Raw genomic sequence first — 13,452 nt, 5'->3', positions numbered from 1 at the left:
CAGGTCGGAAGGCACTTTCGCGTTGGTCGCCGGCAGGGTCAGTGCTTGTGGCCGATGCCGGGTACCGGGGTGCTGGAAGAGGCGGGCGGGCTCCAGTTCGGTGCCTTCGCGCCCGCCGGTGCCGTGCGGTACTCGAAGTTCTCGAACGTCATCAGGTAGTCCTTCTTCTCGGGCCGGTAGCTGACGCACGACGTGCGGGGGTAGTGGCCGCTGATTTCCACCGCGGGCGCCCATTTCAGGGCCAGGCACTCGCGCTGCGGCTTGCTGCCCCGGAGCCAGTCCGTGGAGTAGACGGTTTCCCAGAAGGTGATGTGGGAGTCGTACGTCCCGTAGACGAACGCCTGCGTGAACGGGCCGCCGTTGATCGGGGGAGCGTTCAGGTTGGCGATGTGGTTGCCCATGCGGCCGGCCGCCCCCGGCATTCCGAAGCCCTCCGGGCGATAGGGGTCCGGGACCGGCTTCAGCGCCTTCTCATTGTCCTCGCAGTTGACGAAGACGGCACCGCAGGGGCCGGTGCGGATGGCGTTGCGGGCCGCGTAGTCCTGGATGAAGAAGTGCAGGTCGAAGTGCGGCTTGTCGAAGACGTGCAGCGGACCGTGCCCGATCGTCTGCCAGTTGAACATCATCCACTTGAAGGGCAGCCCTTTGACCTGTGGGAACCACAGGACGCGCTCATGACCGCCGCCGCATTCCGTGTTGGGGTCCACCGTGCCGTCGCCGCTCTTGTCGAAGCAGGTGTTGCCGTCGTGCGCCGGGGTCATGGGCAGCGAGTTCGCCGCCGCTTCACTGACCCTGACGCCGATCATCTTCGGCGACCCATCGGATTTGAGGGAATAGACCGTCTCGACATGGCCCTGGCCGAGGGAGGACCTGTTCTCGACGATGATGTCGTTGCCCGCTTCGGTGGCGGACGTTGTACGTCCCTCCGCCGCCGACGCCTTGTGCGCCGATATGTTGCCCACGGCCTGCAGTGATGCTCCCGTCGCCGCCAGCAGCAGAGCCGCTACGAGCAACAGTGCCCTTTTGGGTTTTCTGCCTCTTGCCCCGCCCATGATTCTCCCCGTTCTGTGTGTGCGGTTACACGAAAAGCGGCCGTCGGCGTCAGTCCGGTGCTTCCGGCCGCTTCCCGTTCGTGCGGTGGTGCTTACTTGGCGGGGCTCTCCCAGTGGAACGGCACGAACGGCGCGTCGAGTTCGACGGCCGTCATACGGTTCGCGAAGGTGGACATCGTGTACGTACCGACGCCCAGCACGACCTCAAGGGCGTTCTGCTGGGTGTAGCCCGCGGCGAAGAAGGCGTCGAAGTCCTCCTTGCCGGCCTGGCCGTACTTGGTCAGCACGGCCAGGGTGAACTGCCGGATGGCCTCAAGGCGCGCATCCGCGAGCGGCGCCTTGTCGCGCAGCGCGGACACCAGCTCCTCCGGGGCCTTCTGGCGGGTGAGCATGGCCGAGTGCATGGCGACGCAGTAGTGACACTCGACGTAGGTCGCCACGGTCAGCACGACCGTCTCGCGCTCCAGCGTCTCCAGCGACGTCTGGTCGAAGGTTCCCACGGCCTTCATGAAGGTGCCGAGCAGCTCGGGAGACTCCGCCATCGCCGCCACCGGGGCCGGTACGAATCCGAAGTTCTTCTGGGCACCCTCGACCATCGGGCGGGAGCCTGCCGGAGCGGTATCGGCGGTGTGGAGGGTGAACGGGGAGTCGGTCATGGTGATTCTCCTTCGCGTTTCCGCTGAGTCTCAGCGGAGCTTGAGTAAGGGGTGTTCGGTGTAGGGATGTGTGGTGTGCAGGTGTTTGCCGGCAGGAATGAGAGGCCGTTCAAGGCGTCGTGTCGGGTCCGGTGATCACCTCCTCTCCCTCGAGACCGGTCCGTCGGCCCCATCGGCCCCGTCGATCGGGTTCGTCGCCCGGTCGACCGCGCCGTTTTCGCCGAGGTCGTCGAGTGCCGTGCGCAACGCGCCCGCCAGCTCGGACAGATGCGGCTGCGCCATCGCGCTGTAGTGGTCGCCCGGCACCTCGACGACCTCGCAGCCACCGGGGAGCAGAGCCGCCCAGGCCGCCGCGGTCTCGGCCGTGGCGCCGCCGTCCTTGGCGCGGTAGAGCCGGACCCGCCCGGCGAACGGCGGGTAGGCCGACGGCGTGTGGGCGATCAGCGCACGGGAGTTGCGCGAGAAGCGCTCGACGATCCGCTCCAGCGTGGCGAGATCGATGTCATGCGGCAGTACGCCCTCGCGGCGGGCCCGGTCGTGCAGCGCCGCGATGGAGGACGTGCCGTCCGCCGCCCGGAACAGCTCCGGATCCGGGTGCCAGTCCGCCCCCGCCAGGCCGGCGAGGTCACGGGCGAACCACGCCAGGAGCGCCGCGCCGTCCACCTCCTCGGGTGCCGCTCCGCCCGGCGCCGCCTCACCCGGCGGCTCCAGCAGATCGACCAGCGCGAGCAGTTCGACGTTCCGCCCGGCCTCGGTCAGCAGCCGCGCGATCTCCAGCGCGAGGACACCACCCATCGACCAGCCACCGATCCGGTACGGGCCGTCCGGGAACCGTGCGGTGATCGCCTCGGCGTAGTGCGCGGCCATCTCCGGCACGGTCGTCGGCCGCTCGTCGAGGTCCGGCTCCTGGATGCCGTAGAACGGCTGCTCCGGGCCGAGCAGGGCGGCGAGTTCGGAGTAGCACAGCACATCGCCGCCGACCGGATGGACGAACACCAGCGGGGTGGCCGTGCCCTCCGTGCGGATCGGCACCAGCGCGGTGCGCCGGTCGCCCGTCGCGTCGCCGGACTCCCGCAGGGTCTCGGCCAGCAGCTCGATGGTCGGGCGGGCGAACAGGGTCGACAGCGGCAGCGCACGGCCCGTACGGCTCTGGATCCGGCTCATCAGCCGGACGGCGAGCAGCGAGTTGCCGCCGAGGTCGAAGAAGCTCGCGGTGACACCGACGGGCCGCTCCTCGAAGAACTCGCCCCAGATCTCGGCGAGTTGCTCCTCCGCCGCGTCCCGTGGCAGGACGACTCCCGCTTCCGGCCGCGCCGCGGCGTCGGGGGCGGGCAGCGCCGACCGGTCGACCTTGCCGTTGGAGCTCAGCGGCAACGAGCCGAGGATCACGATCCGGTGGGGCAGGAGATAGCCGGGCAGTTCGCCCCGCAGCGCCTCCTCCAACAGGGCCGCGGCGGCGGCATCGTCGGAAGCGGCGTGATCGGCACCGGGCTCGTCCTCCAGCACCACATAGGCGACGAGCTGCTTGGCCGCGTGCCGTTCGCCCACGGCCGCCGCGACCGCCACACGCACCTCGGGCCTGCGCAGCAGCGCGGCCTCCACCTCGCCCAGCTCGATGCGGTAGCCGTTGACCTTGACCTGGAAGTCCTCGCGGCCGAGGAACTCGATGGTCCCGTCCGGGAGATAACGCCCCAGGTCACCGGTGCGGTAGAGCCGTTCGCCGGTCATCGGATGACGCAGGAAGCTCGCCCGGGTCTTCGTCTCGTCCCCGAGATAGCCGCGGGCGAGACCGGCGCCCGCGATGTAGAGCGCTCCCGGCACCCAGACGGGGCAGGGCTGCATCGCGTCGTTGAGCACATGGAAGCGCTGGTTGCGCATCGGCTTGCCGTACGGGATGGACGTCCACGACGGATCGACGTCCCCGATCGGGTGGTGGATCGACCAGATCGACGCTTCCGTGGCCCCGCCCAGGCTCCAGATCTCGGCGTCGGGCACCAGCGCCCGGATACGGTCCGGGAGCGTCACCGGTATCCAGTCGCCACTCATCATGACGACGCGCAGCGGCAGGAGTTCACCGAGCCCGGCCGCCAGGGCGTGTTCGGTGAACATCTCCATCAGCGTGGGCACGCTGTTCCACACCGTCACGCCGTGCTCGGCGACGAGTTCCGCCCAGCGGGCCGGCTCGCGGTGGGCCCCGGCCTCGGGCAGCACGAGCGCGCCGCCGACGGCCAGCAGCCCGAAGACGTCGTACACCGACAGGTCGAAGTTGAGCGCCGAGAGGGCGAGGACCCGGTCGTCGGCGGTGATGCCGTAGCTGTCGTTGACGTCACGGATCGTGTTGTGGGCGGCGCCGTGTTCGATCACCACGCCCTTGGGCTGCCCCGTCGACCCCGAGGTGAAGATGACATACGCCAGATCCCCCGGTCCCACGGCGGGCGTGGGCAGCGGCTCCCCGGCCTCGTCCCCGTCCGCGGCCTCGGCGTCCGGACCGTCCACGCTCAGCCGGACGGTCTCCGTCGGCCAGTCGGTGGCGGTCTCGACCCACGACTGGGTCACGACCACGGAGATCTCGGCGATGTCCAGGAGCTGCCGCAGCCGTTCCGCCGGCACCGCCGCGTCGATCGGGACGTACGCCGCCCCCGCCTTGAGCACCCCGAGGACCGCCACCGGCTGCTCCCAGCCCTTGTCCATGACGACGCCGACCAGGTCCCCGGGCCGCACCCCGCGGGCGCGCAGCCACCGGTCGACGACGTTCGACCGCCGGTCCAGCTCGCCATAACTGAGCACCCGCTCCGACGTGATGACGGCCGGGGCGTCCGGGGCGCTCGCGGCGCGGGCGACGAACGGCTCGTGCAGCAGCCCCTCGGGGAGCGGGCCGGCCGTGGCGTTGGCCGCCTCCCGCACCGCCAGATCGGCGGCCGGCGCCAGCGCGGCGGCCGGCCGCTGCCACGCCGCCTCGTCGGTGCACAGCTCGCGCAGCACCTCGACGTACGCCGCGAACATCGCGTCGATCATCCCGTCGGGGAAGATCTCCTCGATGACGTCCCAGTTGACGACCAGCGCGCCCGCGTCCTCGACGACCTGGTGATCCAGCCACACCTGGGGCGTACGGATGGAGCTGGTGACCTCCTCGCCCGACTCCCCGAGCCCGACCAGGTGCTGGGCCAGCCCGGAGGCGGCCGCGTCCTGGCCCGAGGCGAAGTTGACCATGCTCGCGAAGACCACCGGCATCGTGGCCATGGCCGCCGTGCCCCGCGAGCGGTTGATCTGCCGCAGCACCTCGACACCGGAGACATGACTGTGTTCCAGGTCGGTCCAGAGCTGCTTCTGGACGCGCTCGGCGCGCACCGCGAACGCCTCGCCCGCCGCGCCGCCCACCTCCAGCAGCGTGGTGGCGCTGAAGTTGCCGACGACCTTGCCGACGTCGGGGTGCAGCGGCAGCCGGTTGAAGAACAGCACATTGAGCGTGAAGTGGCTCGACTTGCTCCAGGACGCCAGGGTCTGGGAGTAGGCCGTGCACAGCGCGGCCGACGGAGTGACGCCCGCGGCCGCCGCACGCCGCTTGAACCGTGACCACTCCTCGGCGCCGAGCCGCACGGAACGGCGCACGAACTCGGGACGGGCGAGGGTGGCCGGATTCTTGGCCAGCGGCAGCTCCGGAGCCGGGGGCAGCGTGGCGATCCGGCCCTGCCAGTAGTCCAGCGACGCCTGGTGCAGCGCCGTTCCCTCGATCGACCGGGCCGTCAGGACGTAGTCCCGGTAGCTGACGGTCGGTTCGGGCAGCGCCTCGATCCCCTCGCGGTACACCGTCGCCCACTCCTCGAACAGCAGCGAGGTGCTCCAGGCGTCGATGATCAGGGCGTCGAGTCCGATGTGCAGGCGGGTGCGGCGCTCATCGACATGCGTCACCCGGATGTCGAAGAGCGGCCAGACCGTCGTGTCGAAAACCTGCTCCTTCATCTCCTGATGGATCTCGAGGAGACGCCGCTCCCGCTCGGCCACCGGGCACTCCCGCAGGTCCACGGTGCGCAGCTCGTAGTCCGGCACCTCCTTGAGCACCCGCTGGGAGCCGTCCGGGCTGACGACCGCCCGGAGCATGTCGTGACGGGCGATCAGGGCCCGCAGCGCGGTGGCGAGCCGGTCCACATCGACCTCGACATCGACTTCGAGGAAGAAGTACGTGGAGATCGCGCCGAGTTCGAAGGCGCTGGTCCGTCCGACCAGATACGCCTGCTGGAGGTCGGTGAGCGGGAAGGGCTCGTAGCGGCCCGCCTCATCGCCGACGAGCACCGGAAGCGAGGTCCCGGAGCCGCACGTGGCCCCGTTCCCCTCCTCGGCCGCCCCGTCATCGGGCCCCGAGACCGGCTCGCCGCGCTGGGCGAGCACCTCGTCGCCCAGCTCCGTCAGGCTGCGTCCCTCGAGGAACGCCACCAGCGGCAGGGCGATGCCGAGCTCCTTGGACAGCGCGTCCTTGACCTCCAGGGCCATGAGCGAGTCCAGCCCCAGATTCGGCAGCGGCTCGTGGAGGTCGAGGCCGGCGGGGTCGGCACCCAGCGCCCCGGCCACGATCCGGGTCAGCACGGCCCGTACGGATTCGGGAGCGGCGGACGCTGCCGGCCGCGCCGCCCGTACGGCCGTGGGCGCGGCCTTCGGACGGGCCGTGGGCGCGGATCCGCCCGACGGCCGGACAGGCGCCGGGAGCAGCCGCGACCGCTCCGCCCGCTTGAGGTACACGCCCTCCGCCTCGGCCACCGGGCGCCCGTCCTCGGCCAGCAGCCGTACGGTCGCGGCCAGGGCGGACGCGGGGTCGGAGGACGGCAGGAGCGTCGCGTGGCACAGCAGCGGCCGGGTCCGGTCGTAGTCGTGCAGCACAAACCGGTCCAGGCCCACCAGCATGAACACCGCGTCGGGCGGCGTCTGTTCGGGCAGACAGGAGAAGAGGGTCTGGAACATCGCGTCGGCGAGCCCGGGGTGCAGCAGATAAGGCTCGCACTCCCCGGGACGCGGGGCCCGCATACGAGCCAGCGCCTCGCCCGGATCGTGCCGGACGTGCTCCACCCACTGGGCGGACGTGCCCAGATAGACCCGGCGCTGCCACATCCGGTGGTAGAACTCCTCGCCGGTCGTCTCATGGCCGAGCCGTGCCCCGATCGCGGCGGTGTCCACCGGGCCGGGCGGCGAGGCCACGCCGGGGAAGGCGGTGCCGCGGGCGTGCTGCAGCCAATGGGTGCCGGTCTCGTCCCGGTGCTCGGCGTGGTAGCCGAAGGAGTGCCGCCCCTCGCCGCGCGGCTCCACGAGCAACTGCGCGTTCCTGGTCTCGCCCTGGTCGAGGACCAGGCTCTGCAGGACCAGACAGTCCTCGACCGTCACCGGGCCGGGGCCCTCCAGGTCCTGTACGGCCGCGAAGACGGCCTCCAGGTAGACACCGATGTTGACGACGGGCAGACCGTCGACGACGCAGTCGCCCAGGCAGCGGTGCTCCGCGGAGCTCAGCCGGGACTCGTACTGGATCACATCGAGCGGGGACGGCACCCGGCGGCCGAGGATCGTCGCCGGCGCACCGCTCTGCGCCGATCGGGGCGCGGGCAGGACCGGCGCGGGGCTCGGTTCGAACCAGTGGCGGGTGCGCTGGAAGGGGTAGCCGGGCACGGTGGTGCGCCGACGGCCGCGCCCGCGGTCGTAGGCGTCCCAGTCCACGTCCACCCCCGCGGCGAAGAGCCCGCCGAGGCTGTCGGCCAGCACCTGACCGTCGCCGTGCCGGGGCCGCAGCGACGGCAGGAACACGGTCTCCTCGTCCTGCGGCGCGAACCGCTTCGCCATCCCCACCAGGGTCGGGCTCGGACCCACCTCCACAAACGTGCGGTGGCCGCGCTCGTACAGCGTCCGCATGCCCGAGAGGAAGTCCACGGGCTGCCGGATGTGGGCGCGCAGATAGGCCGCGTCGTAGACGCCCTCGCCGAGCAGGACCGCCCCCTTGAGGTTGGAGATCAGGGGAATCGTCGCGGGACCGTACGTGAGCGTGGCGGCCCTGGACTCGAAGGCGTCGAGCACGGGGTCCATGAGGGGGGAGTGGAAGGCGCGTCCCGTGGTCATCTCCTTGGTGCGGATGCCCTGGCCGGCCAGGGTCTCGCACAGCTTGCGCACCGTGTCCGCCGCGCCCGAGACGACGACGCTGTCCGGGCCGTTCACGGCCGCGATCGACGCCTCGTTCTCGTACGGCGCCATGAGCTGCCGCACCCGCTCCTCGTCGGCGAAGACCGCCGCCATGGCACCGGACTCGCTCAGCTCGTGCATCAACTGCCCGCGACAGGCGGCCAGCCGCAGCCCGTCCTCGGGGCTCAGCACGCCCGCGACGGTGGCCGCGACCAGCTCGCCGACGCTGTGCCCGAGGACCGCCGCCGGGGTGACGCCCCACGAGCGCCACAGCTCCGCGAGCGCGAACTCGACGGCGAACAGCGCCGGTTGGGTGTAGCGGGTCTCGTGGATCAGCTCGGCGTCCTCGGGGCGCGGGTCGAGCAGCGACCGCAGCGGGCGGCCGAGCAGGGGCCGCAGCACCTCGTCGCACCGGTCCAGGGCGGCCCGGAAGACCGGCTCGGTCTCGCTCAACTCGCGTGCCATGCCCGGGTATTGAGCGCCCTGACCGGTGAAGAGGAACACCGGCTGGTGGTGGCTGCCGGCCGGTACGTACCCCCGGTGCACCGAGGCGGTGGCGGCGGAGTCGGCGGCGGCGCCCGCCAGTCGCTCGCGCAGCTCAGCGGCCGACGTGCCGCTGACCGTCAGGCGGTACGGCAGGCGCGCCCGGCCGGTGTTGGCCGTGAAGCACACGTCGGCGAGGGTGCTCCCGGCGGGATCGTCCGCGGACCCCGACGGCTCCGACGGATCGGACGGATCGGACTCGGACGGCTCGGCCAATTCGGTCAGGTGGTCGCGGTAGCGCTCCGCGAGAGCCGCGAGCGCCTCCGGGGTCTTCGCCGAGAGCGCCAGCACCCGGGCCGTACGGTCCGGCCCGGCCGCCTCGTCGAAGGGGGCGGCCGCGGGGGCCTCCTCCAGTACGACATGCGCGTTCGTGCCGCTCGCCCCGAAGGAGCTGACCGACCCCGCGCGCGGACCGTCCTGCCCGGCGGGCCACGGCGTCACGCTCGTGGGAATCCGCAGGCCCAGCTCCGCCAGCGGAATCTCGGGGTTGACCTCGCTCAGGTGCAGATGCGGCGGGATCTCCTTGTGGTGCAGGGACAGCGCGACCTTGATGAGCCCCGCGATGCCGGCGGCCGGTTCGAGGTGCCCGACATTGGTCTTCACCGACCCGACCAGCACCGGCTGCCCGCCCGCCCGGTCGCCGAGCGCGGAGTGCAGGGCCCGCATCTCGATGGGGTCGCCCAGCGGGGTCCCGGTCCCGTGCGCCTCGACATAGCCGATCCGGTCGGCCGGCACGCGGGACGCGGCCAACGCCCGCCGGATGACGTCCTTCTGGGCGCTCGCGTTGGGCACCGTGACACCGCTGCTGCGGCCGTCCTGGTTCACCGCCGAACCCCGGATCACCGCCCAGACGCGGTCGCCGGAGGCCACCGCGTCCGACAGCCGCTTGAGGACGACCATCCCGCAGCCCTCACCGCGCACATAGCCGTCGGCGGCGGCGTCGAACGTCTTGCAGCGGCCGTCGGGTGCCAGCATCCGGGCCTTGGACAGCACCACGAACCACTCGGGCGAGAGCAGGACGTTCACCCCGCCCGCCAGCGCCATCGACGATTCGCCCGAACGCAGGCTCTGACAGGCCAGGTGGACCCCGACCAGGGAGGACGAGCAGGCGGTGTCGACCGACAGACTGGGGCCGCGCAGCCCGAGCCAGTAGGACAGGCGGCCCGCCGCGAACGTCGAGGCGTTGCTGGTCAGCGTGTACGCCTCCAGCTTGGCCGGATCCACCTGCTGCATCTGCAACTGGCCGTAGTCGTTGTTGGTGACCCCGAGGAACACCCCGGTGGCGCTGCCCGCGAGGCCGTCGGGCCGCTGACCGGCGTGCTCCAGCGCCTCCCAGCCGGTCTCCAGCAGCAGGCGCTGCTGCGGATCGAGGGTGGCCGCCTCGCGCGGGGCGATCCCGAAGAAGGAGGCGTCGAAGCGGTCCACGTCCGCGAGCAGGCCCGCCCGCCGGGTGTAGGTCTTCCCGGGGGCGTCGGGGGCCGGGTCGTAGAAGCGACCGGTGTCCCAACGGGAGTCGGGGACCTCGGATATGCCGTCCCCGCCGCCGCGCAGGAACTCCCAGAACGCCTCCGGGCCGTCGGCGCCCCCCGGCATCCGGCAGGCCATGCCGACGATGGCGATGGGCTCGCTCTTCGCCTGTGCGTCGGCTTCGACCTTGGCGCGGAGCCGGCGGATCTCCTGGATGCTCTGGACGAGCAGGGCGTTGCGGTCGGTGCCGCCGGGACCGCTGTCCGCCGTCCCGCCGGCCGCCGCGTCCGGTGAAATGATCGTGGTCATCGCGTACTCCCCGCTGCGCGCACCTCGTCGGCGAGCACCGCCAGCAGCTCGTCCTCGGAGAGCCCCTCGACCGGCGCCGCGTCGTCCTGCCGTGACTCGTGTCGAGCCTGTTCCCCGACCGGCCGATGCTCCGTGACGGGCTGATGTTCCGCGACCGGCCCATGCTCCGCGACGGGCTCGGCGAGCCCCGCGAGATGGTCGGCCAGACCGCTGACGGTGGGGTGTTCGAACATGAGCGTGGCGGGCAGTTTGCGCCCCAGCCCCGCCTCGATCCGCCGCCGTACCTGGGTGGCGAGCAGGGAGTCCATCCCCATCTGGAAGAAGCCGTTGCCGGGATCGACACGGCCGCGGTCGATACGCAGCACCTCGCTGACCGCGCCGAGCACCAGCTCGAAGACGCCGGCCCGGCCGTGCTCGGTCGTCCCGGTGGCGGTCCGCCCCGGTGGTTCGGGCGGTGGCGTGCCCGCCAGGGCCGGGGGAGCGGCCTGCGCCGGGACGGGCCGGCCCGCGCTGCGGAACCAGAACCGCTCCCGCTGCCAGGCGTAGGAGGGCAGGGTGACCGCACGCCCCTGGGAGGGGAACACCGCGTCGGTGGGCACGGGGAACCCGTTCACGTGCAGGGCGCCCAAGGACTCCGCCATCGCCCGTGTCTCCGCCTCACCGCGCCGCATCGAGGGCAGCAACAGGCCGTCCCGCTCGGCGAGTTCGAGCCCCTGCTCGACGGCGGACAACAGGATGGGGTGCGGGCTCATCTCCGCGAAGACGCCGTGCCCACGGTCGAGGAGCGTGCTGATCCCGTCCCAGAAGAGAACGGGCTCCCGCAGGTTGCGCGCCCAGTAGCCGGCGTCGAAGCCCGACCCGTCGCAGAGCTCACCGGTCACGGTCGACAGGATGGGAACGGCCGACGGCCGTGGCGCGATCCCGGACAGCTCGGCGAGCAGATCCTCGTGCAGCGGGTCCATCTGCGGGCTGTGCGAGGCGACATCCACCTTCACCGGACGGCAGAAGACATTGCGCTCCCGCAGCTCGCCGGCGATCTCGGTCAGCGCGTCCGGATCCCCCGAGAGCACCGTGGAGATCGGGCTGTTGCAGACCGCCACCGACACCCGGTCGCGGCGGCTGCCCAGGAGCGCCTCGGCTTCCTCCCTCGGCAGGGCGACCACCAGCATCGAGCCGCGGCCGCTGACCCGGCGCAGCAGCGCGCTGCGCCGGCAGATGATCCGCGTCGCGTCCGGAAGGCTCAGCGCGCCCGCGACATACGCCGCGGCGACCTCGCCCATGCTGTGGCCGATGACGGCGTCCGGTTCGATGCCCAGGGCACGCCAGCGGGCCGCCAGGCCCACGCCGATCGCGAACAGCGCGGGCTGGATCAGGTCGATCCCCCGCAGTTCGGCGTCCTCGTTCCCGAGACGGTGGATCTCCTCGATGACGGACCGGCCGGTCCACTGCCGCATGGCCTCGTCGACCTCGGTGACGGCCTCCCGGAAGACCGGGCACGCCGCCATCAACTCCTGCCCCATACCGGCCCGTTGCGAGCCCTGGCCCGGGAAGACGAACACCACGCCCCGGTCGAGGGCGGCCGAGGCGGTGCCGGTCACCACACCCGTACCGCCGCGGCCCTCGATCCACTCCGTGAGCTGCTCGGCCGCCTCCTCGTGGGATGCGGCCACCACGGCGCACCGGTGCTCGTGGTGGGTCCTGCGGTGGGCCGCCGACCAGGCGATGTCCCGCAGTGACGCGGCCTGTCCCTCCGGCGACCGCAGGTAGTCGCGGTAGGCCGTGGCCATGGGGGCGAGAGCCTGGGGGGTGCGGGCCGAGAGGGGGAGGAGGTACGTGCCCGGGCTGCCGGTGTCGTCGTCGGCCGCGGGCCGGTCGGCCGGGGCGCGGCCCAGAATGACGTGTGCGTTGGTGCCGCCTGCTCCGAAGGAACTCACCGCGCCATGACATCGCTCGTCGGGCACGTCCCAGTCGCGCGGTGCCGTGGGGACGTACAGGCGGCTGTCGTCGAGCGAGATGTGCGGGTTGACGGTGTCGAAGTGCAGGTTCGGCGCGATCCTGCGGTGGTGCAGGGACAGCGCCGTCTTGATCAGTCCTACGATTCCCGCGCCCGCCTCGACATGGCCCACGTTCGTCTTGACCGAGCCCAGCGCACAGGCGTCGTCCTCGCCGCTCCTGCGGCCATAGACCTCGTCCAGTGCCTCGACCTCGATCGGATCCCCCAGCTCGGTGCCGGTGCCGTGCGCTTCGAGCAGGGTGATCTGGGAGGGGTCGAGCCGGGCGTTGTCCAGGGCCTGCTCGATGACGGAGCGCTGGGACCGGCCGTTGGGCGCGGCGAGACCGTTGGTCAGGCCGTCCTGGTTGACCGCCGAGCCGCGGATGACGGCCCAGACGCGGTCCCCGGCCGCGACCGCGTCGGAGAGCCGCTTGAGGACGATCGCGCTGACGCCCTCGCCGCGGACATAGCCGTCCGCGCGGGCGTCGAAGGTCTTGCACCGGCCGTCGGCGGCGATCGGCAGTCCCTTGGTGTGCGCCACCATCGCGTGCGGCGAGAGGATGAGGTTCATTCCGCCGACCACGGCCGTCGTGCATTCGTTGGCGCGCAGGCTCTGGCAGGCCGTGTGCACGGCGACGAGCGAGGAGGAGCAGGCGGTGTCGATGGCCATGCTCGGCCCGCGCAGATCGAGCAGATAGGAGAGCCGGTTGGGAATGCCGAAGGAGAGGCCACCCAGGATCGTGTAGGTGTCGATATCGGCCGGGTCGGCCAACTGGAGCTGGAGGTAGTCGGAGCAGTTCGTTCCCACGAACACGCCGGTGGCGCTGCCCCGCAGCCTCTCCCGCGTCATTCCCGCGTCTTCCAGCGATTCCCAGGCCACTTCGAGGAAGAGCCGCTGCTGCGGATCCATGCGCTCCGCCTCGCGGGGCGAAATACCGAAGAAGTACGGGTCGAACGCGTCGACCCCGTCGATGAAACCGGCGTGGCGCACGGCCGTCTTTCCGGGAACCGCGGGGTCGGGGTCGTAGTAGGCGTCCATGTCCCAGCGTGACGCCGGGACTTCGCATATCCCGTCGACGCCCTCTTCCAGCATCCGCCAGAAGGAGGCGGCCGAGGTGACCGCGCCCGGCAGCCGGCAGCCGATGCCGACGACCGCGAGCGGTTCACGCCTGGCGTTCTCCAGCGTTTCCACTTTGGCCCGCAGCGCCTTGACGGCCGTGAGGGCCTTGGCGAGGCGCGGGTCCTGTGTCGCCGCGCCCAGCTCGCGTGAAGTGCTCAT

General features: G+C 71.6%; 4 protein-coding genes. All 4 read right to left on the bottom strand.

Annotation, left to right across the window (positions count from 1 at the left end):
- Window positions 1–38: 38 nt before the first annotated feature.
- The gene (locus tag ACZ45Z_RS08675; protein WP_468358237.1) at window positions 39–962 is read right to left on the bottom strand and encodes a hypothetical protein; all 924 of its coding nucleotides are present in this window, start codon (window positions 960–962) and stop codon (window positions 39–41) included.
- Window positions 963–1,144: 182 nt separating this feature from the next.
- Window positions 1,145–1,708, bottom strand: a complete 564-nt coding sequence (locus ACZ45Z_RS08670; protein WP_468358234.1) for a carboxymuconolactone decarboxylase family protein — start codon at window positions 1,706–1,708, stop codon at window positions 1,145–1,147.
- A gap of 135 nt (window positions 1,709–1,843) precedes the next feature.
- Window positions 1,844–10,180 (bottom strand): hybrid non-ribosomal peptide synthetase/type I polyketide synthase, encoded by an 8,337-nt coding sequence (locus tag ACZ45Z_RS08665; protein WP_468358231.1) that lies wholly within the window; start codon window positions 10,178–10,180, stop codon window positions 1,844–1,846.
- A complete protein-coding gene (locus ACZ45Z_RS08660; protein WP_468358228.1) occupies window positions 10,177–13,452 on the bottom strand; it encodes a type I polyketide synthase in 3,276 nt (1,091 codons plus the stop codon). Before ACZ45Z_RS08660 ends, ACZ45Z_RS08665 begins: the two co-directional genes overlap by 4 nt.

It is taken from the genome of Streptomyces sp. NPDC031210 (genome assembly GCF_055570395.1).
Note: the sequence above shows the minus strand (reverse complement) of the source record. Positions and strands in the feature narration are given on the sequence as shown.